The sequence below is a fragment of the Fictibacillus sp. KU28468 genome (assembly GCF_026153615.1).
Taxonomy (GTDB): Bacteria; Bacillota; Bacilli; order Bacillales; family Fictibacillaceae; genus Fictibacillus_C; species Fictibacillus_C marinisediminis.
The window spans coordinates 856,457-880,910 of record NZ_CP110666.1; the positions used below are offsets into that span (position 1 = coordinate 856,457).

25 protein-coding genes are annotated in these 24,454 nt (G+C 42.3%); 18 read left to right on the forward strand and 7 right to left on the reverse strand.

Annotated features, from left to right (window positions below):
• Positions 1-23 precede the first annotated feature (23 nt).
• Entirely contained in the window at positions 24-974 is a 951-nt protein-coding gene (locus tag OKX00_RS04220) for an endonuclease (RefSeq protein ID WP_265409558.1), read from the reverse strand.
• A 298-nt stretch (positions 975-1,272) separates the two neighbouring features.
• Between OKX00_RS04220 and OKX00_RS04225 the strand changes: the two genes are divergently transcribed.
• From OKX00_RS04225 to OKX00_RS04245, 5 genes are all read left to right on the forward strand, one after another.
• On the forward strand, positions 1,273-1,623 hold the full coding sequence (locus tag OKX00_RS04225; protein WP_265409559.1) for a hypothetical protein: 351 nt from the start codon (positions 1,273-1,275) through the stop codon (positions 1,621-1,623).
• Between the two features lie 150 nt (positions 1,624-1,773).
• Positions 1,774-2,109 carry a flagellar protein FlaG gene (gene flaG / locus OKX00_RS04230; protein WP_265409560.1) on the forward strand — a complete coding sequence of 112 codons (336 nt, stop codon included), beginning with the start codon at positions 1,774-1,776 and terminating at the stop codon, positions 2,107-2,109.
• A gap of 16 nt (positions 2,110-2,125) precedes the next feature.
• Positions 2,126-3,685: a flagellar hook-associated protein 2 gene (locus OKX00_RS04235; RefSeq protein WP_265409561.1), complete on the forward strand. Its 1,560-nt coding sequence runs from the start codon at positions 2,126-2,128 to the stop codon at positions 3,683-3,685.
• A gap of 30 nt (positions 3,686-3,715) precedes the next feature.
• Positions 3,716-4,117 (forward strand): flagellar export chaperone FliS, encoded by a 402-nt coding sequence (gene fliS / locus OKX00_RS04240; protein WP_265409562.1) that lies wholly within the window; start codon positions 3,716-3,718, stop codon positions 4,115-4,117.
• Between the two features lies 1 nt (position 4,118).
• Complete coding sequence (locus OKX00_RS04245; RefSeq protein ID WP_265409563.1) at positions 4,119-4,469, forward strand: flagellar protein FliT; 351 nt, start codon at positions 4,119-4,121, stop codon at positions 4,467-4,469.
• Positions 4,470-4,555: 86 nt separating this feature from the next.
• Here OKX00_RS04245 and OKX00_RS04250 read toward each other — a convergent pair whose 3' ends face one another.
• The gene (locus OKX00_RS04250) at positions 4,556-6,409 is read right to left on the reverse strand and encodes an acyltransferase family protein (RefSeq protein ID WP_265409564.1); all 1,854 of its coding nucleotides are present in this window, start codon (positions 6,407-6,409) and stop codon (positions 4,556-4,558) included.
• A 444-nt stretch (positions 6,410-6,853) separates the two neighbouring features.
• Between OKX00_RS04250 and OKX00_RS04255 the strand changes: the two genes are divergently transcribed.
• From OKX00_RS04255 to OKX00_RS04280, 6 genes are all read left to right on the forward strand, one after another.
• Positions 6,854-7,171, forward strand: coding sequence for a hypothetical protein (locus OKX00_RS04255; RefSeq protein WP_265409565.1), 318 nt, complete (start codon positions 6,854-6,856; stop codon positions 7,169-7,171).
• Positions 7,152-8,360, forward strand: coding sequence for a glycohydrolase toxin TNT-related protein (locus OKX00_RS04260; RefSeq protein ID WP_265409566.1), 1,209 nt, complete (start codon positions 7,152-7,154; stop codon positions 8,358-8,360). Before OKX00_RS04255 ends, OKX00_RS04260 begins: the two co-directional genes overlap by 20 nt.
• Positions 8,361-8,377: 17 nt before the next feature.
• Entirely contained in the window at positions 8,378-8,986 is a 609-nt protein-coding gene (locus OKX00_RS04265) for a hypothetical protein (RefSeq protein ID WP_265409567.1), read from the forward strand.
• Between the two features lie 37 nt (positions 8,987-9,023).
• Positions 9,024-9,398: a hypothetical protein gene (locus tag OKX00_RS04270; protein WP_265409568.1), complete on the forward strand. Its 375-nt coding sequence runs from the start codon at positions 9,024-9,026 to the stop codon at positions 9,396-9,398.
• Positions 9,399-9,571: 173 nt separating this feature from the next.
• Positions 9,572-12,946 carry a hypothetical protein gene (locus tag OKX00_RS04275; RefSeq protein WP_265409569.1) on the forward strand — a complete coding sequence of 1,125 codons (3,375 nt, stop codon included), beginning with the start codon at positions 9,572-9,574 and terminating at the stop codon, positions 12,944-12,946.
• Positions 12,947-13,089: 143 nt separating this feature from the next.
• Positions 13,090-13,356: a hypothetical protein gene (locus OKX00_RS04280; RefSeq protein WP_265409570.1), complete on the forward strand. Its 267-nt coding sequence runs from the start codon at positions 13,090-13,092 to the stop codon at positions 13,354-13,356.
• 41 nt (positions 13,357-13,397) lie between these two features.
• Here the strand turns inward: OKX00_RS04280 and OKX00_RS04285 are convergent, their stop codons facing one another.
• Positions 13,398-14,114 carry a DUF4163 domain-containing protein gene (locus OKX00_RS04285; protein ID WP_265409571.1) on the reverse strand — a complete coding sequence of 239 codons (717 nt, stop codon included), beginning with the start codon at positions 14,112-14,114 and terminating at the stop codon, positions 13,398-13,400.
• 514 nt (positions 14,115-14,628) lie between these two features.
• Here OKX00_RS04285 and OKX00_RS04290 point away from each other — a divergent pair.
• The 3 genes from OKX00_RS04290 (at position 14,629) to OKX00_RS04300 (ending at position 17,490) form a co-directional block, all read left to right on the forward strand.
• On the forward strand, positions 14,629-16,134 hold the full coding sequence (locus tag OKX00_RS04290; RefSeq protein ID WP_265410466.1) for a malate:quinone oxidoreductase: 1,506 nt from the start codon (positions 14,629-14,631) through the stop codon (positions 16,132-16,134).
• A 106-nt stretch (positions 16,135-16,240) separates the two neighbouring features.
• Positions 16,241-16,513, forward strand: coding sequence for a hypothetical protein (locus tag OKX00_RS04295; protein WP_265409572.1), 273 nt, complete (start codon positions 16,241-16,243; stop codon positions 16,511-16,513).
• 209 nt (positions 16,514-16,722) lie between these two features.
• Positions 16,723-17,490, forward strand: coding sequence for an SDR family oxidoreductase (locus tag OKX00_RS04300; protein WP_265409573.1), 768 nt, complete (start codon positions 16,723-16,725; stop codon positions 17,488-17,490).
• A 69-nt stretch (positions 17,491-17,559) separates the two neighbouring features.
• Here the strand turns inward: OKX00_RS04300 and OKX00_RS04305 are convergent, their stop codons facing one another.
• Both OKX00_RS04305 and OKX00_RS04310 read right to left on the reverse strand, forming a co-directional pair.
• Entirely contained in the window at positions 17,560-18,315 is a 756-nt protein-coding gene (locus OKX00_RS04305; RefSeq protein ID WP_265409574.1) for a Nif3-like dinuclear metal center hexameric protein, read from the reverse strand.
• 81 nt (positions 18,316-18,396) lie between these two features.
• Positions 18,397-19,635 (reverse strand): helix-turn-helix domain-containing protein, encoded by a 1,239-nt coding sequence (locus tag OKX00_RS04310; protein WP_053356997.1) that lies wholly within the window; start codon positions 19,633-19,635, stop codon positions 18,397-18,399.
• 267 nt (positions 19,636-19,902) lie between these two features.
• On the opposite strand from OKX00_RS04310, the gene OKX00_RS04315 reads away from it, so the two are divergent.
• The 4 genes from OKX00_RS04315 (at position 19,903) to OKX00_RS04330 (ending at position 23,436) form a co-directional block, all read left to right on the forward strand.
• Positions 19,903-21,078, forward strand: coding sequence for a styrene monooxygenase/indole monooxygenase family protein (locus OKX00_RS04315; protein ID WP_265409575.1), 1,176 nt, complete (start codon positions 19,903-19,905; stop codon positions 21,076-21,078).
• 188 nt (positions 21,079-21,266) lie between these two features.
• A complete protein-coding gene (locus OKX00_RS04320; RefSeq protein WP_265409576.1) occupies positions 21,267-21,593 on the forward strand; it encodes a hypothetical protein in 327 nt (108 codons plus the stop codon).
• Entirely contained in the window at positions 21,565-22,710 is a 1,146-nt protein-coding gene (locus OKX00_RS04325; RefSeq protein ID WP_265409577.1) for a pre-toxin TG domain-containing protein, read from the forward strand. The genes OKX00_RS04320 and OKX00_RS04325 overlap by 29 nt, the downstream gene beginning before the upstream one ends.
• A gap of 27 nt (positions 22,711-22,737) precedes the next feature.
• Entirely contained in the window at positions 22,738-23,436 is a 699-nt protein-coding gene (locus tag OKX00_RS04330; protein WP_091002878.1) for a hypothetical protein, read from the forward strand.
• A 56-nt stretch (positions 23,437-23,492) separates the two neighbouring features.
• Here the strand turns inward: OKX00_RS04330 and dhaM are convergent, their stop codons facing one another.
• Both dhaM and dhaL read right to left on the reverse strand, forming a co-directional pair.
• Positions 23,493-23,858: a dihydroxyacetone kinase phosphoryl donor subunit DhaM gene (dhaM, locus tag OKX00_RS04335; protein WP_265409578.1), complete on the reverse strand. Its 366-nt coding sequence runs from the start codon at positions 23,856-23,858 to the stop codon at positions 23,493-23,495.
• A complete protein-coding gene (gene dhaL / locus OKX00_RS04340) occupies positions 23,851-24,453 on the reverse strand; it encodes a dihydroxyacetone kinase subunit DhaL (RefSeq protein WP_265409579.1) in 603 nt (200 codons plus the stop codon). The genes dhaM and dhaL overlap by 8 nt, the downstream gene beginning before the upstream one ends.
• Position 24,454 lies beyond the last annotated feature (1 nt).

Below are 24,454 nucleotides of genomic sequence, written 5' to 3' on the forward strand. Positions count from 1 at the left end.
GTTCTACAACTTCTTCGTTAATATTATTGATGGTCATCTCTCAGGGGATGACCATTTTTTATTTGGAAACAAAGCTCTATAATTTTGCTTTTTCTAAGGCCGGTCTTTTGTTGAAGATAGTGTAGTTGTTGAATTCTTTCTGATGGAATAGTGATTTGATATGAGCGATTAGAAATATCTGTACGCATTAGTGAAGACTTCTTATATAGCGATTGAATTTCTTCAATGGTTATCTTCATTAGTTGTGGAAGTACATTCATGGAATTTATTATATCCTTGGTAGGCTTTTCAATAGTAAAACAGCTAGGCAGATATATTGTAGTTCTTTTTGAAATGAAAGTTTGTTTAGAGCTTATTTCATTAGAAAATTTTTTCCTCTCCATAATGATATAGGGTTCTACTATGGATAGAAAATGAAAGATTTGGGGTTGGTTATAGAGGATGATGCGATTTTGCTTGTCCAATTTGAAGGAAAAATTAAATTTGGAATAAAGAGTGTTTATTAAAAATTGATTTTCTTCCCTTGTAAAATAGTCTGTTGATAATATTAACTTTTTTACTTTATTGTTGGTGATTTTTAGATGTCCGTCATCCTGGTACCACCAAGCTAAGCACAAAGGACTTATTGCCTTTTCAATTATCTCTTTAGGAAGGACTTTTACATTGCCCTTGTACCAGCAGTCCTTTAATACTTCTAACATCTGGCTTGTCTTTGATTGAACATAAAAGTGTTCTGTAAATCCAGCCTTTATTCTTGGATCAAACACTTTTCGATAAACAGGCGGATTTATGGGGAGGTAAGGAAGCAATTCGTTATAACAATGCTCACACCAATTCTGATCGACTACCTTATGTGAAAAACGCAGACGTGTCTTTCTTCCGGGCTGAACCGTCAAGTTACCGTCCCCCAACAATTTTCCAGTAATCAACTCCAATGCTTCATTTGGTATGTCTTTCCAGCTTTTATACTCCATAATCTGTTTACCACCTCCTTTATTTTAAAATACCATAAATGTTTAATTTTTACATTTAAAGGGGATTTATTAACAGATTTATAAGATAACAAAAAAACATTAAAGGAGTACAAAATCTTGAAAGCAAAATTGTTAATTGTTGTTGTAGCAATTTTCTTCCTAATAGGGTGCTCTACTGAGAAGACAAGCGAAGCGGTTAAAAACAAACCGGTTTCAGCCGATTAAGCCAAAAGTAAAATCAGAGACTGATGCTGAGGAAAGAGATGTATGGTTTCAAAAGCTGGATCCAGAACTTCAATTGTCTACTACAGTTATGGTTATCCTTAATCGAGTGACGGTTATTTATGATAATGCGATTGGCAACGCAGAATATTTACTCACTGAAAATATGACACAAGATCAGATCGACGAGATGAAGGGTGTTCTTCAGCAGCAAGCCAAAGGTTCTAAATCGGGCTTGGACGGTCAGGTGAATAATAAGAATGATATAAATAAGATTATCGATGCTGAAAATCAGTATTTGGCTGTAACGGATGAAATGATTAAAACATTGGATGCAGTTACGATAGATAAGTACAAAGGCTGCGCAAAGGGAAGGAAGTTCAAAAATATCAAAAATTATATGGGAAACAGATGGAAAGCATGTTGAAAGACTTGTAAGAAGGTCAGAATAAAAAAATATAGTATAAGGTTTGAAAAGGGAGTTGTAAAACTCTCTTTTTTTGATTTTACCTTGATTTTTATAACTCCTAACCGATAAAACTAGTAGATCAACTTTTCAAATTCGGGAGAGATTATTGTGGAATTGACGCGTATCACTTCATCTGTACCACTAACTACACCAGCGGATCCATCAGAAAAAGTTCAAGAGCTTCCAACTAACGGTAATAAGCAGAATGAATACCAACCGAATCCAAAAGAACTAAAAGAAATGGTTAAGGGAATTAACGATTTACTTATCCCAACTCATACGTCATCCAAGTTTGTACTCCATGAAAAGTTAAATGATTATTACATTCAAATTATTGATGATAAAACACAGGAAGTCATTAAAGAACTGCCTTCCAAAAAATTTCTGGACATGTATGCTTCCATGCTTGAAAATGTAGGATTGTTTATTGATAAAAAAATTTAAATGAGAGGTGATGTGAATGACGACACGAATTAGCGGACTGGCCAGTGGAATGGACATCGATTCCATGGTTAAAGATTTAATGAAGGCAGAGCGTGTACCTTTGGATAAGCTGACCCAAAAGAAACAGCTTTTGGAATGGCAGCGTGATGACTACAGAGATATGAATAAGCTATTGAAAGACTTTGATCAGTTGATTTTCGACGGAGTAGGAAAACAGAGTACTTTTTTAAAGAAAACTGTTACAAGTACTAATGAATCTGCAGTTACTGCTACTTCTAATGGTTCATCGGGTAATATCAGTACGACGATTGAAAATATAACCTTAGCAACACCGAGAACCTGGATAGGAAATCCTGTTAAATCAGGAAGCACCCCTAAGCCAGCAGATACCTTGTTATCTTCCTTAGGTACTTCTTTACCTTCAGATAATAAGCTTAAATTTAAATTAACTAAGCCTGGTACTTCGGATTACGTAAAAGATGGTACTAGTGATAAAATTTTTGAGGTAACAATTGATCCTACCAAAGAAACTATAGATTCGCTTACACAGAAGCTCTCTAATTCAGAACTTGGAATAAGTGCTTTTTATGACAACAATACAGGACAGATGGTTATTACAAATAAAGAGACTGGTGAAGATTCTAAAATTACTTTTGCAAGTACAGAAACAAAGAATTTATTCGGAAATTTAGGGTTTGATGGAACTTTAGATGATTTAACAGGAACAGATAAATCTAAAGCGGGATCTAACGCATATTTCACATTAAATGGATTAGAAACCTCCCGTTCCTCCAACTCTTTTACTATTTCTGGTGTAACGTTCAATTTGAAATCCAACTCAAGCGATACAACAGGACCTGTTACTATTTCAACGTCCACTGACTCACAGGGGATATTTGATTCTATTGTAAAGTTTGTGGATCAGTACAATACCACCATTGGAAAAATCAACGATAAGATTTCGGAAGAACGCTATCGCACGTATACTCCACTTACCGATGAACAGCGAAAGGGACTATCTGATAAAGAAGCTGAACTATGGGATGGCAAAGCGAAGAGCGGGATGCTTAAAGGAGATACCATTTTATCAAGTGGTTTAAATCAGCTGCGAAGCAATATGTATGCCAGTGTAAGTACAGGAAAATCAGACTATGACCAGCTAGCGAAGATTGGTATTCAAACCTCCAGTAACTACCTTGATAAAGGAAAGCTCATCATCACGGATCAAAACAAGTTGAAGGATGCAATTGCCAAGGATCCTGAAGCAGTTATGAAGCTGTTTGCGAATAACGGAACGACAACGGATACAAAAGGCATTGCCTACCGCCTTCGTGATTCCATTGACTCAATCATGGATAAGGTAGAAGTGAAAGCTGGTAATGCTCTTCGTACAAACAATCAGTTTGCGATCGGCAAGCAGTTAATAGACATGGATACACGTATTACAAATTTCAATACAAGATTAACGCAAGTAGAAGACCGCTATTACCGACAATTCACCGCCATGGAACAAGCGATCTCACGTTCCAATCAACAAAGTATGTACTTGTCCCAACAATTTGGCGGCGGACAATAACCAAGCAACAAAACCTAAGGGAGTGACATGATGTCTTTACCAAACCCGTACCAGTCGTACCAAAATAACTCGGTTCAGACGGCATCGCCCGGTGAACTGACGTTGATGCTATATAATGGCTGTCTGAAGTTTATTACACAGGCAAAACAAGCCATTCAAAATAAAAATATTCAAGATAAAAATACCAACTTGCTGAAAGCTCAGAAGATCATCCAGGAGCTTATGGTCACATTGAACATGGATGCTCCGGTTTCACAGACATTGATGCCGATGTACGATTACTTGAATCGCCGCCTGATTGAGGCAAACATCCAAAGCAGTGTTGAGATTCTGGATGAGGTGGAGAGCTTTGTGACGGAGTTCCGTGATACTTGGAAGGAAGTTATCCAGATCAATCGTCGTCAGCAGTATGGACAGGGAGGACGAGTATAGGATGGGAGCGGTCAGCGTTTTACTTGAGATCACACATAACTTGCACGGTCATGTGACGAGCGGTCTTCCGAAAGAAGAGCGCGAACCCTACATTGAGCGGTTGAACGAGCTGTTGGATCAGCGGGAATCATTGCTGGGCGAAATTCCTGTTACTTTTACTGATGAAGAGAAGCGGATGGGACTCGCCATCCTCCAGCTGAATGAAGTCGTTCAGCCTTTGCTCGATCGCCAGCTCGCTGAAATTAAGCGTGACATTACTTTGATGAACCAAAAGAAAACCCATTCTGCGCAGTACGCGAATCCGTACGCAGCAGTTTCGGGTGACGGCATGTTTTTTGATAAGAAGAATTAAGAACTCTGGCCTATATGAGCCGGAGTTTTTTTGCCATAAAAAAGCAACGGCCACTAAGCCGTTGCTCTCTTTTTCCTTCTATTATTCTAGTTCACTGCACTTTCTACAAGCTTCGCATAGGCAGAAGCGCCTTTTGGCTTGAGATGGACGCCGTCATTATAAAAATACGAGGTTTGTCCATTGCTTGCCTGGTTCCAGTTTACAAGCTTCGTGTGAGGATGTGAAGATGCCACTTCCGCGAGCGTCCGGTTCACTTCTTTTTCCCACGAACGGGGAACCTGGCTGTTGATCAGTACGATTTCTTTGTCTTTACCAACTTTATCGAGCACGTTTACGAGCTGGTCTTTTGAGAAAGGACCGTTCGTTCCAAGCCCGATGACGATTGTGTGGCCGAGTTGGCCGTTTGCTTTCATGTGATCGATGACACTTGAAGCATCCTTCAGCTGGCGGCCGATCTTGGCGTCAACCGTTGCCTTAGGGAATTTTTCTTTGATATAAGGTGCCACGTTCACCATGACCGAGTCACCGATCACTGAGATTCGTTCGTCCGCCGGTTTAGGCGGCGGGACAGGTGACGGTTTCGAGTCTGGCTTTTGGTCAGGCTTCGGTTTTGGTTTATCTTCCGGTTTAGGTTGTTCATGCTTCGGTTTCTCTTTCGGTTTTACAGGCTCAGGGTGCATGATGGCCTGCTCGGCTTTCTTTTTCTGTCCTGCTTCAAGCTTGTGAAGCTCCGGGATGACAACCGTGAAAAAGATGACGACGATCACTGCTGCTGAGCAGCCAAGGATCGATTTTTGCACGAGTGTCGCGCGTTTCCAGGAATGTGCCGTCATGTTCAGTTTCGCTCTCCATCGTTTCAGTGCTCCTTGACGGATAGGCTCCTCGATAAAGTGCCAGGACAGCGTGGCCAGAATAAGGATTAAAGCAAACTGAGCGATTCTGAGCCATACGGATGGATGGGCGTTTTCCTGTGCAGGGTTAGTGAAGACGATGACCGGAAAATGCCATAAATAGATGCCGTACGACCGTACACCGATCCAGCGAAGCGGCTTCCATCCCATCGCCATGCCGAGCCGGCTGGACGGATGGGCAAGCGCCGCCACCACAAATAAGGTGAAAATCGACAGAATGACCATACCGCCGCGATATAAGAAGCTATCAAATTGTCTGGTGAATCCGATTAAGAGCAAAATCCCAAAGAGACTGAGCGTTCCAACGATATCGAGTGCTTTTCGCTGTTCTTTCGGCAGGCGGATGGACAGCTTTCGGCTTGGCCAAATGATCGCAAGTCCGGCTCCGATCAGCAGGGAAAAGGCTCTTGTGTCTGTTCCGTAATACACACGGCTCGGATCTTCTCCCGGTGAGTAAATCATAGCCATCGCAATAGCGGAAAGGAGGGCTGCAACGAGTATGCTCCCGAGAATCAATCTTTTATTTTTTATGTAGCGAAGGCCGAGTAACAGCAAAAGCGGCCATATGAGATAGAACTGTTCCTCCACCGCCAGCGACCATAGATGGTTGAGCGGAGAGGGAGGACCGAACTGCGCGAAATAAGACACTTTGTGAAAAATGAGCCACCAGTTGCTTACGTACGTTAGGACAGAAAGCACATTGCCCCAGAGGTCCAGTAAAAACGATCGTTCAAAAAGAAGGACCCAAAGAATGACAAGAGCCAGCATGGACAGTAAAGCCGGCAGGAGTCTGCGTGCCCGTCTGATCCAGAACTGTTTAAAGTCGATTTCTCCGGTTCGATGGTATTCCGTTATGATTAAATCTGTGATCAGGTAGCCGGATAGAACGAAAAAGATGCCTACGCCCAATAATCCGCCAGGTGCCCATCCAAGATTTAAGTGATAAGCGATGACAGCGAGAACAGCGAACGCCCGCAGCCCGTCAATCCCGGGCATATACCGCTTGTTTTTCTGGGTAGGTTCAGGCATCCAGCTCCCCCCTTACCCTGAAATTTTTCTTCTTATTATATTGTAACGTTGCCGCCTCATAACCCGCAGTGAATTCTTGCTGCTGGCAGCATGCGATGTAAAACATGGTCGTTCTCCCTTCGCATAAAGCAGATCTTTTTATCTCCCATAATAGTTTAGTGGTTTTCAAGGGTATTGGAAACAAAACAATTCTACTATTTTCGACAAATTTTTATGTTAAAAAATCCCTGCTGACAGGGGAATTTAGCCTAGAGTCTACTATAGTGCAATTGGATTTGCCGAATCAAGGAATAAATGGCTAATGAGGCGGGAATAGGAAATATGTCGCAGTGGAATGGGGATAAAAGGCCGAGTAATTACCTGATTTTAGTAAAAACGGCTAGTACCTCTGCACGTGTGCCTTCTTTACAATAGGAAGAGAGAGAATAAGCAGGCGGTGATCGGATGTTTTTTGACAAGCAAAAATACAGGATGCAGGCGGAAATGCTGGATTGGTATTCCGGCAAGGTAACGGAGTCGATGCATAAGCTGGATCGACTCGGACGAGACCGCGCACACGTATTGACCAAAGCTCAAGACTGGGAGAGCAAAAGCAAAGCGAGCTACAAACAGATCATGTCAGAAGCGGCAAGCACCCACTTTTCGTCAGCCAGTACAGGGGAACAATTGAAGGATGCGTTGAAAAGAGAAGCGACAAGGCTTAGGGAAAAGGCGAACGATATCGAGAGGCAGGAAAAGCTGGATGAGTCAAATAAGCGTTAAGCCGGATGAACTGGAAGCGCTGGCCTCGGATATCGGTAAACTGGAGAGCCAGTGCAGTGAGATTAAAGGTGCGTTAAAATGGGATTATCTCGCTCTCCATGCGGCCGTTTGGGACATTGATCACACCAGTGCCGGAAGCCTTTACCACAGTCTTATTCAAAAACTGGAACACTATGAAAAACTGCTGGACAGTGCGCAGGAAGTGGTGAAAAGGACAGAAGCCAAGTTCCGTGAAGCGGATCAGGGTTGGTTTGGCAAGGCAAAAGAATTTGGAATGGAAGTTGTGGGCGTCAATGATGTCATCCGAATCTTTGCCGAATATGACCCGGTGACAGGAGAAAAGCTTGACGGCTGGGATCGATTAAAGGCCGTCGGGTGGACTGCCCTAACCATTTTTCCGCCAGCTAAAGTATTAGGCATGGGCGGGAAAGCCGTCATCAAAGGCGCGAAGGTTTTACATATGGGGGATAAAGCAGCCGAAGTATTTCGGGGTATGATGAAAGTGCTGCATCCCAACGTCATAAGGAATGCATTTAAAAGTGCACTGGCTGGAATTAAAGAATTCCCTCTGTTCCCGCGATTCAGCAGAGCGGTGGTTTCATCAGTGGGTATCCAAAGGGTGGCAGAAGAGCCTTTCCGGGTGAAGGATTTTGGGACGCAATTTTCAAAGCTTGCTGGTACAGTGGATAGAAAAATTTCTGAAACAGATAGATTAAAGCTTAAAAACTGGAAATACCCACCTTCTGAAGAAAAGTATTTCAAACATAAAGATGTCTACGATAACCCCAAATACTATAATCAAGAAACTGGAGAAATTAACTGGCCTGGAACAAAGGGTGATCCAAATATTGATGGTTTTGTTGATGGTAAGTTCGAAGTAAATCTCTTGGAATCAGGAAAAGAAATAGATAGATATGGAAGTAATCTAAATGGACAATTTTTTTCTCCCAAGGGAGCAAGTTATGAAAGTAGAGCTTTACCCCCGCATATGATAGAACAGCCTTATTCCAAATATATAATTAAGCGTGATTTTCATGTAAGAAGTGGCGAAATAGCTCCATGGTTTGATGAGGTAGGCGGGGGAGTACAATATCATACCAAAATAAATATTATTGACGATTATGGTAATTCAGTTGAGGCCACTGTTGAGAACTTAATTAAATACGGATATATAGAGATCATTAAATAGTAAAAGGGATGATAGCGTTGAATAGAAACCAATTGATAGATGCTTGTGACGAGCTAAATATTAAGATAAAAATTAATCAAGATAACATCTTACAAGTAAAAGGAGACTATGAGGCCTACAGTCAAATTGAATATATAGATGGTAATTGGGAGTATTCAGTCCTTAATTTTGAAAGGCGGACACCCCCTGAGAAAACCAATGTAAAAGTTTTTTCGGATGAAGAGTCTGCGATTACACATTTTTTTATAAATGTTTTAAAAGAAGTGTATTTCTATGAGGTATTTCCTCCTAATAATCCAGCACATAATGTAAAAAGTACTCAAGAATTAAAAGATCTTTTTGATGATATAGGGATTAAGGAAAGGCTATACAGTTTTAGAGATGTTGAAGCTCAGCAAATACATGGTGAGATGGACAAAAATCAAACCTTAATAATTAGTTATATTAACGAAAAGAAGCAGAAGCAATTTACTACTATGCCTTTGCCGCTTGAAAGAGGATTTTTTGTTATGTATAGACTTACTCATTTCTTGCATATTTTAAAGATGGTCGAAGAGAAACTAAAAGAAGACAACATATTAAATACTAGTTTTAATGATCAAGATATTGAAACTTTTATTAAATAATTTTTCGAACGGGGCTGTCCAAGAAGTCTGTAAGCTGTTGATTCCCGTTCCAGGCTGCTCGCTTTTACCGGCGCGAGCCCCTACTTTCGCGGGGCGTGCGGTGAGCCTTACCGGCGTGAACGCCTACTTTTTGGTGCAGGCACCGGCGGGAGTCTCACCTGTCACGCTAGTCCCGCAGGACAAGGAAAGCTTCGGCAGCTTTTTATCGCACGAAGAAAATGTGAAGTTCATTTTCGAGGAGTCTCGCATCCCCACTTCAATTAACTTTTCATTGAAGATTTTTCAAGCCAAAAAGGGGCTGCCTGAAGGTCAATTTTCGACTTTCTGGACAGCCCCTTTTTATATTTGTTTAAACAGAAAGGATTACTTAAATGGGTTGTTTAGGTCCAACGGGAAGGTACGAGAGATATAATCGTAAGACTCCTGGCTTTAGAGGCTGTGCTTCTAAAGCTCATTTTTTGTAGAAATGTCTGCAATAGCAACCCTTTTATTTCCAAAAGTGATGTATAATGTGGTTGATACATAGAATGAATAAATGTTCATTAGTTGGTTTTTAGCAATAACGATGTAAAAGCGGGGTGTCGCATGAAGGGTCCAGAATTGATCAAGGACTTGTTTGACCTGAAGGAAAAGGGATATATAAAATATGAAGATTACTTAAGAGTGGTTGAAGCGATCAACCGCTATGAAAAGGACCAGAGAAGGATTGCGGAAGGGAAGGAACCGTATATACAGGCAACATCCGGACCAAAGCGCTCGGAGGAAACACCCCAAATCGAGAGGGAACAGCCGATCATGACCAGCACGGTGCCAGCGGCTCAGGATCAGCCTGTACCGAAGCCGAGGCCAGTGACTCAACCAGCCCCCAAGCCGGCACGGACCGCTGAACAAAAGCGGGAGCGGAACTTGACGCTGCTCATGACAGCGGGTGTCGTGCTTCTTCTGCTTGGCGGGCTTACCCTTGCAACGAGCAACTGGGACGTATTCAGTTCTCTGGCGAAAACCTTGCTTGTAGGCGGAATCGCCGCTCTATTCGGAGGGCTCGGTGCATTGTCACAGCGGGTGCTTCACATCAGGAAGACAGCATTTGCGTTCTTTGTGCTGTTTGCGCTATTCGTGCCGATCACCATTCTGTCGGCAGGATATTTTGAGCTGTTTGGCAGCTGGCTGAGTTTTTCGGGGAACGGTAAGTATGTGCTGGGGGCTGTAACCAGTCTGATCTGTCTGCCTATTTATTGGTTGTTCACGAAGTTGTTTTCATCCAAATTGTTCGCCTGGTTTACGCTGATTGCTTCAGCTATCGGCTATGCGTTTGTTCTTTTGGCATTCGGTATTGAGAAGAACGCGTTCTATTTTGCATATGCCCTCGGAAATGCGGGTTACATCTATCTTTTTCATGTACGAAAAGCGAAGGAGGCAGACATTTCTCAAAAGGTCTTGCCCATCTTTATTCAAAGCAATCTGATCTTATCCACGTTATTCATTATCATTTCGTTTGAACAGCCGCTTTCTCAGAGCTTTAACCTGATATTGACCGCTGTTCTGTATTTGGCGATGAGAATGGTCAACAAACGGGTGGAGTATGAGCTCTTGTTTATGGCTTTTGTTTCGTATGGCCTCTATCAGCTCGTTGAACAAGCGGCTGGTGCCGGCCTGAGCCTGGTACTCATTCCAATCGTGCCAGTGGTGCTTCTCGCTGTTGCCCGCTATTCGAAGGGCAATTTGAAAAAGTACTATCAGATCGCCAACGGGGCTGTCTCTGCTCTTGCGTTTTTATTCGTTACGGGAAAAGGGCTGATGCTTTCAAGCGGCGAGGGAAGCGTGTGGATGTTTCTGGGGTATCTCGTGATTGCCGGTAACTTTGTTTACTTAAGCTATAACACGGCTTTCCGCCTCTTTACGTATCTTGCGCCTTTTTACATTTTCAGCGCTGCGCTGGAGGTGTATCATCTCACAAGCCCGTCCAGCATAAAGTATTGGCCGCTTGCTATCGGAATATCCGGGCTGGTTGCGTATGTAATCGGCCAGTTCATTGTGCCAATCCGTCGTTCCAGCCTTTATGTTGGCGGAGCGTTCCTGATGGCTGGTTTCGGATTGACGCTGCTGATTCCTGAGTATTGGCAGACAGTTGTTCTCTCCCTTCTGCTGACAGGACTTGGGGCTATACATTATTTGACCGGGCAGGGCATCTCCCAAAAAATATTTGGTGCAGGTGTCTCGGTCTTCCTGTTCTTTGCGGGCTTTTCAATGGGAATGGCGCTTATTCCTGACCCAGATCGTGCGCTCGCGATTGGAATAGGAACAATACTTCTGGCTGCACTGTATTATTGGAAAAAAACAGACCGCATTCTCGGTCAATACGCATTGATCGGTGCGATGTTCGTTTCTCTTATCAGTTTTCTTGCCTCCTTTGACACGGAAGCCGACTGGATTCGTCTCGTCTGCAGTTTGCTGTTTAGTTGTATGATGTTCGTGGGGACGCGGTATTTTAAACAGAGTGTCGGTTATGGAGTGGTGCAGGCAGGATTGTTCTTTGTTTTTTATGCGCTGCTTCACTTGACGGCAGATCCGCTGAGCGAACGGCTCACACTGATCACGATTGCCGCTCTCCTTTTTGTTTCCTATGAAGTGTTAAAGCGGGTGGAACGCCAAAGCCATCTGCCTGCGCTGGTTGTCAGCCAAGCGGCTCTTCTGTACGCGGTATTCTATAACTTCATTACTTCTGGTGAAACGCTGCCGTATCTCTTGCTGGCGATTTTATTTGGGTTATATGTATGGCGTTCGGTGTATGAAGCGGAGAGAAAATACAGTCTGTACGCTGGACTGACCGTTTTATCCGCGGCATTTGGTTTCATGGTCAATGAATGGTTTCCTAACGAGAACCGTCTCGTCTACAGCCTGTTGCTGCTGGCTGCTTATTTTGTTCTTTCAGAAGCCTGGAAGGAACGGCTCAGATGGTATATCGTTCCGTTCTCCATTCTGGTGATGGCCGAATACCTGGCTGATTCCTATTACAGCGGAGACATAATCTCTCTTTGGTTCTATATTGGTGTTATCTTTGTTTTCATGGCGTTTTTCCATTCTCTTAAAGGATTTTGGAGAACGGCTGCGGTCTTCCCACTGATTTTTTTCTGGCTCGGGATGGCCGATTTGATGGATATTTACAGTCTTTCTTCTCCACTCCGTGCGATCGTGTGGTATGCGATCGGTATTCTGTTTACCGCCATCGGAATGTTTTTATATGAAAAAATGTATCATCACGCGAATGAAGAAAAAGTTGATTTTTACGGAATAGCGGGGCTGGTCTATGTATGGACCGGCAGCATGCAGGCTGTGGAATGGGTATTTATCGCAGGATTCACCCTGATCGCGGTATTGCTGTATCAGCATTCAAGACGGATCAATGAGATTCCCATCGCGCAAAAAGTCCTTCAAACGCTGTCGCTGCTCGTTGGTCTGTTAACCTATTATACGATCATCGACATGATTGATTTCCCAGACTATCTCATGACTGAACTGTATGTCTTGCCTTGGATCCTGGTTAGTTACCTTCTGACGAGAAAAACATGGAATCTCAGCGAAAAAGTAATCATGTATGTTCAATACAGCTTGATCGGCGCCATCTCATTAATCCTCATGATCGATGCGATGTACAGCTATAAAATCGTCGATGCGATTATTCTTGGATCACTCGCCGTCATCGCTATCCTCTATGGCTTTGTTTCCAAACAAAAAAGCTACTTTTTCAGCGGTTTGATCGTGCTGCTGGTCAATGTGCTTGTGCAGACCCGGCCATACTGGGGCAACATGCCGTGGTGGGTGTACCTGTTGATCGCAGGAATCCTGCTGATCGGGTTTGCCGGCTATAATGAATTTAAAAAACAGAAGGGCATTGAATCCCCATCGCTGAAAGAACAGCTCCTCCGAAAATGGGGCACGTGGTTCGGGGCCTGGAAGTAAAATAGCGAAAGGACAGTTCCTCTTATAGGAGCTGTCTTTTTTGGGGTGTTTGCGGAAAGATTGTTCATCGTACTTGTACATTATTGGTATAAAGATGCTAAATAGGATTTAATAAAAGGCTTTTTTCGTAAGCTTTGTTGCTTTTGGGAGTGGTTGATTTCCGTTTCAGGATGCTCGCTTTTACCGGCGTAAACGCCTACTTTCGCGGGGCGTGCGATGAGCCTTACCGGCGCCAGCGCCTGTGGGTCTCACCTGTCCCGCTGCTCCCGCAGGACAAGGAAGGCTTCGGCAACATTATATCGCACGAAGAAAATGTGAAATTCATTTTCGAGGAGTCTCGCACCTTACACTCCAATCAACTTATCAATGAAGCATCTTTACAAGAAGGTTCCCAAGCAACAATCTTTTAGAAAACAGCTTAATAAAAATATCTTACGCCAATTCGGATCACTTATTGATAAACTGACTTTGGAATTTTAATAAATGGATTCCCATCATCGTGTGATGCAATTTCATATTCATCATAATCTTGAAATAGCAGATAAATTCCGTCTTTATAAAACGAGAATTGAGAGTTTTTGTTAACTGGAACGTCGCTTAATTGAAATACAGAATCAGAATACGGTTTATGTGTACTAAGATATTTAAATGCATACTTTTGTACTTTTTTATAATTGCAAGATGTTTTAAGAATATCATCAATTTTATAGTGTTTACCTGTTGAAAGGTCAAAGTTATACATTGTTACTTTGCCTTTTCCATGTGCTCCCCCAGTATAAGTGTATTCCAAATAATAGATACTCAATTTACCATTTGAATTATACTTTACTTGATAAAGAGAGTTGAATGAATATTTACATTTTGGAGTTTTTTTACATAACTCTTTTTTTGGAACCTCTTTTTCTGCTTTCTTAACATTAAGGTAAGAATTGTACGATTTTTCAGCTGCTTTTTTAAGTGTGGAATTAATCTTACTGGCCGCATTTTTATTGATTCCGTAAACTTGAGGATACCGTAATAAATAAATACCTTTATATGAATGTTTTGTAAATTCAGCTTTTTGTGAGCTTGCATCAGAGTCTGTACTTGGCGCGAAAAAAGAAAAGGAAAAAACCATAATTAACAGAACTGCTGAGATCATTCTCAAAAAAGATGATCGTTTTTTCATGTGAAATCCTCCCAGTCCCAAAAGATTTCTAATTGATCATATGGGTAAAGAAATTCTCCGCTTGAACTTTGGTATTAATATCCTACGCCAATAACCCTTTATATGTTAGTCGAAATGTCTAGTAGGAAGTTACAAAATTTTATTTAAGGGTATGTATATTGCACAGTACGTTGATGATATCCAGCAGAGTTTGAATTACGCGGGTAAAATCTCCTTAATATATTTCATCCCAAACTGCATTTTAACATACGGTAAAAGAAGTTTTTGGGACAAAAAATCATTAATGCTTTGGTTTTTGTGTGTTTCTAGGCCTTTTGGACGGACTAATCACTTTTATCAACTTTTAAAAAACTTATAATTATCATATAATAGTAGATGATTTAGTATTTAAATGATTGTAATACATTATGATATGGTTATAACTTGACAGAAAAAGTGTGTGACTAGATCGCACCTTAGCTTGGTGTGAGGCCTGCATCTTTTCTGCAAATTTTAGGCGAAAAGGTTGGTAAAAATGAGCAGCAGAGAAACTAACACTGACGTCATTTTAATTGGCGCCGGAATCATGAGTGCGACTTTAGGGACAATCTTGAAAGAATTAGTACCGGAATGGGAAATTAAAGTGTTTGAGAAGCTCGAAAACGCAGGAGAGGAAAGCTCTAACGAATGGAATAATGCGGGAACGGGGCATGCGGCACTGTGCGAGCTTAACTACACGGTCGAAAAACCGGATGGGTCTGTAGATATTAGTAAAGCTATAAAAATTAATGAACAGTTTCAGCTTTCAACGCAGTTCTGGTCCTATCTTGTAAACGGCAAGCTGATACGTAATCCAGAGAATTTTATCATGCCTTTGCCCCATATGAGTTTAGTACAAGGGGAAGAAAACGTAGCGTTTTTAAAGAAACGTTTTAAAGCGCTGTCAAACAATCCGCTATTTCAAGGGATGGAATTTTCCGATGTTCCGGAAAAACTGTTGGAATGGATTCCGCTTATCATGGAAGGCCGTTCATTGAATGAACCGATTGCAGCTACCAAAATTGACTCTGGAACAGATGTCAACTTTGGTGCGTTGACGCGTATGTTGTTTGACCATTTAAAGACTAAAAACGTCGATATCAAATACAAACATAGTGTTGATAATATTAAACGTACAAGCGATGGCTCGTGGGAATTGAAAGTGAAAAATCTCGATAGCGGCAGCGCAGAACGCCATACGGCAAAATTTGTCTTTATTGGTGGCGGAGGAGGAAGCCTGCATTTACTGCAAAAATCCGGTATTCCTGAAGGGAAACATATCGGAGGATTCCCGGTAAGCGGAATCTTCATGGTATGCAATAATCCGGATGTCATAGCGCAGCAGCATGCAAAAGTGTACGGCAAAGCCAAGGTTGGGGCTCCGCCAATGTCTGTTCCGCATCTTGATACCAGATATATCGACAATAAGAAATCGTTGCTATTTGGACCATTTGCCGGCTTCTCGCCAAAGTTCTTAAAAACTGGTTCCTTGTTCGATTTAGTAACTTCCGTAAAACCGGATAATGTCTTAACGATGCTGGCGGCAGGTGCAAAAGAGATGTCATTGACAAAGTATCTGATTCAGCAAGTTATGTTATCAAAAGAACAGCGCATGGAAGAGCTGCGGGAATTTATTCCGACCGCCAAAAGCGAAGATTGGGATTTAGTCGTAGCTGGCCAACGTGTGCAAGTTATTAAAGATACAGAGGCAGGCGGCAAAGGAACCCTTCAATTTGGTACGGAAGTGATTACTGCTGCTGATGGCTCGATCGCAGCATTACTAGGCGCATCTCCGGGTGCTTCTACTGCCGTTCACGTTATGCTTGAGGTAATCAAAAAATGCTTCCCGCAGCATATGGAAGAGTGGGAACCGAAAATCAAAGAAATGATTCCTTCTTATGGTGTTTCACTAATGGAAAACCCAGAGCTTCTGCACGAAATTCATTCTTCAACAGCACAGGCGCTTGGTCTAAGGAAAAAAAAAGAGATGGCCTTTAGTTAATTCTTTGGATGTAGTAACCATTAATGGACAAGCTTTCTATGATGAAGAGATTGAAAAGACAATGATTGAATAAAACAGAGATAAAATAAGGCTGTTTTCGTAACCTTTGTTGCTTTTGAGAGTTGTTGATTTCCGTTTCAGGATGCTCGCTTTCCGCGGGGCGGGCGGTGAGCCTTACCGGCGCAAGCGCCTGTGGGTCTCACCTGTCCCGCTAGTCCCGCAGTACAAGGAAGGCTTCGGCAGCGTTATATCGCACGAAGAAAATGTGAAATTTATTTTCGAGGAGTCTCGCATCTTGCACTCCAATCAACTTGTCAATGAAGCCTATATACAAAAAGGTTCCCAAAGCAACAATCTTTTAGAAAAGAGCCTAAAATAAAAAATTAAAAACAGAACCTTTGATCCATCTTTGGATTGAAGGTTCTTTTTTAAAAATTCGCATCAACTAACGGGCTGCAATTGCAGAAAGGCATCTAATTAAATGTCTTTTTATTTTGGCCAAAATAGGTTTTTTTACGTTCAATTGTTTGTATAAAAGAAAAGGGGTTGATAGAATGAACCTAAAAATTCCAGTCAGGAGGAACAGCAATGGATCTTACGGGAAACACCATTTTGATAACAGGCGGGGCTTCAGGGATCGGATTTTCTTTCGCTGAACGTTTTATAAAAGAAGGAAACAAGGTTATTGCAGTTGGCCGGCGGGAAGAAAAGCTGGCAGAAGCAAAAGAGATGCTCCCGGAACTGCATACAAAAGTGTGTGATGTTTCCAAAGAGGAAGAACGCATTGAACTGGTTGAGTGGGCAGTCAATGAATTTCCGGATCTCAATCTATTGGTGAATAATGCCGGAATTCAGCAGCGAGTAAATTTGAAAAACGCCACCCATGACTGGAGTTATTATCAAAATGAGTTGGCGATCAATATTGAAGGCCCCATCCATTTGTCCATGCTGTTAATTCCTCATTTGAAGAAACAAAAAAGGGCAGGCATCATGAACATAACATCAGGATTGGCGATACAGCCAGGAGTCTGGGTTCCGATTTATAGTGCGACAAAAGCTGCGATGCACTCCTTTACGCTTACACTAAGACATCAGCTGGCAGACACGAATATTGAGATCGTGGAAGTGATTCCTCCTGCTGTAAATACCGACCTGGGAGGGGTAGGTTTGCATACGTTCGGTGCTCCGTTGGATGATTTCGCAGATACCATTTTTGAAGGATTGAAAAAGGAAAAATTGGAGGTTGGTTACGGCGGGACAGAAGAGCGTCTTAGCGCTCCGAGGGAAGAAATTCAACAAGGAATCAAGATGGCGTGGCAAAACTTTCAGAAGAACAATCCGGATTTTATGAAGTAATATTCAATCCCCTTTCATTTGGAAAGGGGATTTTGTTGTTACCGGGTGAATAACTCCATTTTGTGCTCTTTATCTGGCCTCAAAATGAGACTCTTCAATCCTGGCGATACTGATCTTTTCATGCTGCTCTTTTATTTTTTTTGCCAGGCTTTCTACACCAAATATCTCGGTAAACGTATGGCTTCCGGCAATAAGATTGATTCCTGCAAACTGGGCATATTGGATACTGTATAACGTAGCTTCACCTGTTATGTAGGTATCACATCCGGCATCCACTGCCTTTTTGATAGTGTTGGAGGAATGGCCCGCTCCCGTCACCATACCGATCCGTTTCACTGGCCGGTCATGATGCTTCCAGGCACGAACTTGTTCGTTTAAGGTTTGGGTTGTTTTTTCAGTCAAGACTTCAAAGGATTGCGGTTCAGTCAACTCTCCGATCCCTGGAATGTGGCCCTCATCATAGATGGAGAGCTGAATGATATTGTTGATCTCAAGTGCGTTCATCAGCGATGTGCACGTTCCAAATTCCACATAATCAAGTGGCCCATGAATATAGAAGTGGCTCATGTTGTATTCTTTTAACTTTTCCATGCAGACATCCCGCAAGCCGTAGAGGAAATCCCACGCATCATGATGCGTCAGCAGCAGGTCAACGTTTTGAGCGGCTGCAAGCTCTATGGCTTCCAGGGAAAGATTTGTGCAGTAGCCAACTCTGTTAATCTCGTTCTTTACACAGCTCGTGAAACCATAATCATCATGAAACTCACTAAGAAGCTCTTCAGGAAAAAGTGATTTAATCGTATCTTCAAATCGATCCAGGTTCATAAGTGGAACTCCTTTTGATTTTGTAGGTGCCAGGCACCGCAATTACACAAGTATGTAAAAGCGGTGCCTGGCACCCGGTTTTTAAATGAATGAGCTCTCGACGCTGTTGGCTTCACAGTAGCATTCGCTTGAGCGCTTGTACTGTTTCTTCCGGTAATAATAATCGCCCAGCTGTTCATAGCACATCCGGATATACATGAATTCATCCTTCTGCTTGAAGATGGGAAGGGCGGTCTCTTCAAGAAAAATCTTATAATCTTCTTCGTTACGTCTTTTTTGCACTTGAAATTGCAGGATCTTCAGCAGGCAGTAGGTTTCGTTCAGTTCGCCTTTTAACAGCACTAGCCCTTTTTCAATCCAGCGGGTGGCATCTTCAATCTCGTTCAGCTGAAAAAGGTTACTGGCGAGAAGGTAGATCGTAAGCTCCCCGCCTTGCAGATCTTTGCGCACATTAAGAGATTTTAAGAAATAATCGATCGCTTCCCACGGCTTCTTTTGCTTATGATAGACAATCCCAATATTATGATAGATATGTATCTTTAAATGGCCGATGTCCGGCAGGGATTCGATGCCTTTCAGCGCCTTTTTAAAATAGGAGAGGGCAGTTGCGTGTTCGTTGATCCGGTTGTAGTTGATGCCCAACAGGATGTAGCAATCGACCACTTTAAAAAATAAGATGTTTTTGTTGAACTCTTCCATCGCCCGCTCGGAGTGAAAGATGGAAAGTGTAATCTTACCCAACCGGCTGTAGATGAGTGCAAGCTGGTAATGGTACTCCGGCTCATTTACATATTCGCTTGCTTTTAAATACAGCTCCAGCGCTTTTTGAAAGTGTCCTTTTAAGTATTCATTCAATCCTGAAAAGTAAAAGTAGTATCCTTCAATCTCTTTTGGCATATACGTCATGTATTTTTCTGCAAAAGCCAGCTGCTCTTCGGCTTTGTTAAATTCCCTAATTAGCAAAAAATGCCGGGTAGCGGCCAGGTGAAACATCGTTAAAAGTTCTATGTCGGTGATGCCTTTAATCTTCTTCTCGATCGCTGCGTAATGGTCGGCGGAAGCAGGTCGATTTCTTGCTTTTATATCTTCATACCAATTAAAAATCATCTTCTTGATGCCATCGCTTGAGGAGGATTGCAGCAGCTCATCGTATTCAATATTCAGCCTTTTGCAAAGCAAAATTAGAATTTCCCGAGAAGGGACGATGCTGTTGTTCTCGACTTTACTAAGGTAGGGAACTGAACATATGCCAGAAGTGAGTTCTTTTTGGGTAAGTTTATTTTTTTCTCTAAAATACTTAATTTTCTCCCCTCTAATCATGATCCACCTCTTTAATCCATTCTAGTTTTTTCTATCATATCATATAAAAAAACTGATTTTTCCTATTAATACATAATTTTGCCGATTTCTATCCTACTTTGTCTGTAAAGGGCAAGGAGGTTTGATTTCAAAGAGGATAAGTCGAATTTCCTAGGAAATAATCTGTCGAAACTTGTTCTATATTTCCTGTTTTTAAAGGTAAAAAAGGACTTTACCCCTCAAAGAAGAAGTTAGGCATAAGAATTTTTAATAAAGGAGTTGAGGGTTTTGAAAAAGCGTATTGGAATTGTGGGAAGCGGAACGACCGGATTGCAGCTGGCTTATGCTTTAAATGATGATTTTGAAGTGGCCATTGTTTCTCATCGTACACCAGAACAGCTGCGCAGCGGGCGGATCATGTCCACGCAGGTTCATTTCAGTCCAACACGAGCCCGCGAGGAACGATTTCATATGCCGAAGTGGGAAAGCGATTCAATGATTGAAAGCATTCATATCACGGTCGGTGACCAAAAGCTGTTTGCGGGTATGCTTGAAAAACCGGCATTATCCGTCGATCAGCGTCTGGCATACTCTCGTTATGCAGAAGAATTAGAGAGAGCTGGTGTGTCCTTTCAGCAGAAAAAGGTCATAAAAGAGGAGATTGAAGCATTCAGTGACGAGTTTGATCTGGTTATTGATTGTACAGGAAAAAACGGTCCGCTTGTTCCGTTTCCAGTCGAAAAAGAACTCACTCCATTTCAAACCCCGCAGCGAAAATGTATCGTCGGGTATTTTAAAGGAGTGAAACCAACTTCTCCTCTAGGTGTCAGTGTGACGGTGATTCCGGAACTTGGGGAAATGTTCGAAATTCCTTCTGAAACGGAGTACGGTCCTGTTACGATCCTGTTCATCACGGCTGTTCCTGAAGGGCCGCTGGATATGTTTAAAGGCATCAAGACACCTGAAGCATTCACGATAAAAATGAGAGAAGCCGTCGAAATGTTTTTTCCTGAAATCCATGAGCGAATTGTAGATATCGAGTTCGCTCTATGTGATGAGAACGGCTTCTTACAAATCGCGATTACTCCAGAGGTACGCATACCTTATCTCAACGTGAACGATAAGCTGTTCCTTGGCTGTGGAGACAGCGTAATTCTCAACGATCCGATTACCGGACAGGGAAGCAATCTCTCATCCTATTGCGCGGAACAGCTGTCTGACTTGCTGATTGAACATAAGCATTCTGATCGATGGGATGAAGAACTCGGCCGTTTATACTGGGAGCGTATAAAGCCCTTCGTCAAAGAGGTGACAGAGTGGACGAACGCCATGACACAACCACTTCCAGGGCATGTCATTCAGATGCTGCTGAGTGCTGCAGAAGATCAGCAAAAAGCGGATCAGATCGCCCGCTGGTTCGAAAACCCATCCACCGCTCACCAGGCATTTCTCGCGAAGGTGTGATAGCGAGGGTGCCAGGCACCGGTTTTACACACTTGTGTAATCTCGGTGCCTGGCACCCTTTCCTTTTTTTTTCTCATGTCTAGTCCAATCATCCCGTCTTTTAGCAAATTTTAGTAACTTAGTCTAGTACCTCCATCCCTTTTTCTTTTTTACAATAGAGAGACAGAGATTGAGCAGGCGGTGATGTCGTGATTTTTGATAAGCAGAAATACAGGATGCAGGCAGAGATGCTGGATTGGTATTCGCATAAAGTGAATGAATCGATGCAAAAACTCGACCAGCTTAGATGGGATCGAAACCGTGTGCTGACAAAAGCTGATACATGGGAAAGCAAAAGCAAAGCCACTTACCTGCAAATCATGTCAGAAGCAGCAAGCACTCACTTTGCTTCGGCAAGTACAGGAGAACAATTGAAAGAAGCGTTAAAAAGAGAAGCAGCCCGGCTGAGAGAAATGGCGAATGAATTGGAAAGGCAGGAGAAGCTGGATGAGCCAAATCAACGTCAAGCCCGATGAACTCGAAGCCCTGGCCAATGATATAGAGAAATTAGAAGATCAGTGCGACGACATTCAAGATGCGTTAAAATGGAACTATAATCTCCTCCATGCAACCTACTGGGATATCGACAATACCCATGCAGGAGGACTCTACCATAGCCTTATTCAAAAACTTGATCATTATAAGACTTTGCTGAACAATGCGCAGGAAGTCGTCAAAAGAACGGAAGCCCAGTTTCGTGAAGCTGATCAGGGTTGGTTTGGCAAGGCGAAGGAATGGGGCATGGAGCTCGTCGGCGTAAACGACGTTGTCCGTATTTTTGCCGAGTATGACCCGGTAACCGGTGAAAAGCTTGATGGATGGGACAGGCTTCAAGCTGTTGGCTGGACGGCGCTGACCATCTTTCCACCTGCAAAACTAGCGGGATTGGGAGGCAAAGCGATCATTAAAGGTGCGAAGGTTTTAAAGATGGGCGACAAAGCCGTCGAAACTTTCCGCGGTATGATGAAGGTGCTAGATCCTAAGATTATAAAAAATGCTTTTAACAGAGCATTAGCTGGCATAAAAGAGTTCCCTTTGTATCCTAGAACTATTTCTCAATTAACTACTGGGCATAATGTTATTGATTTTTATAAGGTTAAAGATTTAGGACAATTATTTTCTGTCGCAAATGGCAGCGCAGGAACAACTTTAAAAAAATCCGGAAAAGTTTTAAGAACCTCTTCAGGGGGTCTTAAATACAGAACCACACATGGCGAAAATGGAGAATTATTGTCCGCATTTGCAAAAATTGAAAAACATCATATAAACACAGGTACCGCTACCAATACTTCATCTCGTGAATTGGCTAGAGTACTTGGCAAATCAACGGATGATGCAGGGCATGCGATAGGGAAAAAATTAGGAGGACCTGGAGGGTCTAATTCTGGTAATATCTTTCCTCAAACTCCAAGCGTAAATCGTGGTGACTTTAGACAATTTGAAAAAGAAATTTCGCAAGAGGTATTCTCAGGTAAAGAGGTTTTTGTTAGGGTAGTGCCTAAATATCATAGTGGATCTACAAGACCTTATGAAATACTTTATCAGGTACGTATTGATGGTCAGACGATTAAAAGGATTTTTCCTAATCCCTAGTAGTTCTAGATTAAAGGAGTGTTAATTTTGAGTGACTGCTATCGAATAAAGATAAGTGATAGTGAAGAGACGCAAAGTCAGAGCGACCTTTCTTTTTTAGGCGGAAAACCTAGAGTACCTAAATCTATTGATATACCTAAATGTGAATTATGTGGAGAAGAACAATCTTTTTTCTTTCAAATTGCTTTTCCAGAGAATCATAAATGGAATGAATTCAGTATGGCAGTTTTTGCATGCACTTCTTGTGCTCATGAAGGATATTTTATTCCAGAGATGCTTGAGGACGAGCTATCTGGAATTAATATACCGAGTGATTTTTTAAGAGAATATCAGAAAAATTTCAGAATAGAAGTTTTTAAAACAACTGATGGAGCTATTCAGACTAACTATAAAGAAAAAGTAAAATTCAAAAGGATTACTTTGATTGAAGAGATTGATAAAGAAATATTTAATAATAAAATTGGAGGTTCCCCAAATTGGGTAGCTGATGATGAAACTCCGGGCAGCTATAATAAAACAGAACCTATGGTTTTCCTGATGCAGTTGCTTGAAGATTTTAAATTTGAAAAATTACCTGATGCACCTTCACAAGTGAAACTAAGCTTAACTAAAAAGCAAGAACCTTCAAACAGGGATTATTATGAACTTTTTTTAGGTAATAATATTTACTTTTTTGGGACAGCAAGCCTTGAGAATCCGCTAGTTTACGTTCTTACTCAAATATAATAATTAAGAGTGAAGAAGCCCTGGATTTATTATTCCAGGGCTTCTTTTTACCTTTATTAAGAAAACTCCCCCTCCAACGCCTTCACAATCTCCTCCACCGATTGCCCCTGACCGCTTTGGACAGCAGCAAGAAAAGCGCCTTCCACAAGGGGAACGTCCACAAATTGAATGGTTCGGTCACCGGTGTAGAGCTCCAGTGCCATCTCGGCGTTCATGGTCGCTGAGCCGATGTCTGTTAAGATGATGGCGTCGTCGGTTACTGAAGAAAAAGCTTCTTCAATCCGGGAGACATCTGTTCCGATCTTTCCGCCTTCTAAGCCTGCAGCATTGTGAATCACCACATCCGACACCATTTCGGCGAGCAGTTCTTTAAGACCGTCAACCAATTTTTCACTGTGAGATACGAGAATCAGATTAACCATTAAGCACCTCCGCGAACTGGCGAAGCAGAAGGGAACTGGACAACGCACCTGGATCCTGAACACCCTTGGAGGCGTCGCCGAAGTAGGAGGCCCGTCCTTTTGTTGCCTTCAATTCCTTCGTATTAGCCAATGCTTTTTCAATCACTGTCTCAAGGGGTTCATCACTCTTAAGAGCTTCGGTAAACGGCATCCAAACATCCAGCATGGTCTTTTGGCCGGCCTCGGATTTTCCGCGGGCGGAAATGCCATCAACGGCTTCCTTAAATCCGTTGTACAACTCATCACCTTCCACCGCATCTTTGCCTTTCCACTTGGCTGCGAATTTTACAAAAACGGTACCGAAGAGGGGTCCGGATGCGCCGCCGACTGTTTTGATCAAGGTCATTCCGACAAGCTTGGAAAGCTCACCGAGATCTTCAAAAGAATCCTTGTTCTCCAGTTCTTTTTTTACCGCCTGATAACCGCGTGACATGTTGATGCCGTGGTCACCGTCTCCAATTTCGCGGTCAAGGTCTGTGAGTTCATCTTTTTGCTGTTCGATCTGTTCTGCGGTTTGAAGCAGCACTTTTTGCAATCCTTTTGCAGTTAGTTTCATC

What these genes read in the sequence shown, in the direction of transcription:
- OKX00_RS04245 (WP_265409563.1), top strand. Translation starts at nt 4,119, where the DNA reads ATGGGAGCGGTCAGCGTTTTACTTGAGATCACACATAACTTGCACGGT.
- OKX00_RS04255 (WP_265409565.1), top strand. Translation starts at nt 6,854, where the DNA reads ATGTTTTTTGACAAGCAAAAATACAGGATGCAGGCGGAAATGCTGGAT.
- OKX00_RS04310 (WP_053356997.1), bottom strand. Translation starts at nt 19,635, where the DNA reads ATGATTAGAGGGGAGAAAATTAAGTATTTTAGAGAAAAAAATAAACTT.
- OKX00_RS04305 (WP_265409574.1), bottom strand. Translation starts at nt 18,315, where the DNA reads ATGAACCTGGATCGATTTGAAGATACGATTAAATCACTTTTTCCTGAA.
- OKX00_RS04250 (WP_265409564.1), bottom strand. Translation starts at nt 6,409, where the DNA reads ATGCCTGAACCTACCCAGAAAAACAAGCGGTATATGCCCGGGATTGAC.
- dhaM (WP_265409578.1), bottom strand. Translation starts at nt 23,858, where the DNA reads ATGGTTAATCTGATTCTCGTATCTCACAGTGAAAAATTGGTTGACGGT.
- OKX00_RS04235 (WP_265409561.1), top strand. Translation starts at nt 2,126, where the DNA reads ATGACGACACGAATTAGCGGACTGGCCAGTGGAATGGACATCGATTCC.
- OKX00_RS04290 (WP_265410466.1), top strand. Translation starts at nt 14,629, where the DNA reads ATGAGCAGCAGAGAAACTAACACTGACGTCATTTTAATTGGCGCCGGA.
- OKX00_RS04300 (WP_265409573.1), top strand. Translation starts at nt 16,723, where the DNA reads ATGGATCTTACGGGAAACACCATTTTGATAACAGGCGGGGCTTCAGGG.
- fliS (WP_265409562.1), top strand. Translation starts at nt 3,716, where the DNA reads ATGTCTTTACCAAACCCGTACCAGTCGTACCAAAATAACTCGGTTCAG.
- OKX00_RS04325 (WP_265409577.1), top strand. Translation starts at nt 21,565, where the DNA reads ATGAGCCAAATCAACGTCAAGCCCGATGAACTCGAAGCCCTGGCCAAT.
- OKX00_RS04220 (WP_265409558.1), bottom strand. Translation starts at nt 974, where the DNA reads ATGGAGTATAAAAGCTGGAAAGACATACCAAATGAAGCATTGGAGTTG.
- OKX00_RS04260 (WP_265409566.1), top strand. Translation starts at nt 7,152, where the DNA reads ATGAGTCAAATAAGCGTTAAGCCGGATGAACTGGAAGCGCTGGCCTCG.
- dhaL (WP_265409579.1), bottom strand. Translation starts at nt 24,453, where the DNA reads ATGAAACTAACTGCAAAAGGATTGCAAAAAGTGCTGCTTCAAACCGCA.
- OKX00_RS04275 (WP_265409569.1), top strand. Translation starts at nt 9,572, where the DNA reads ATGAAGGGTCCAGAATTGATCAAGGACTTGTTTGACCTGAAGGAAAAG.
- OKX00_RS04285 (WP_265409571.1), bottom strand. Translation starts at nt 14,114, where the DNA reads ATGAAAAAACGATCATCTTTTTTGAGAATGATCTCAGCAGTTCTGTTA.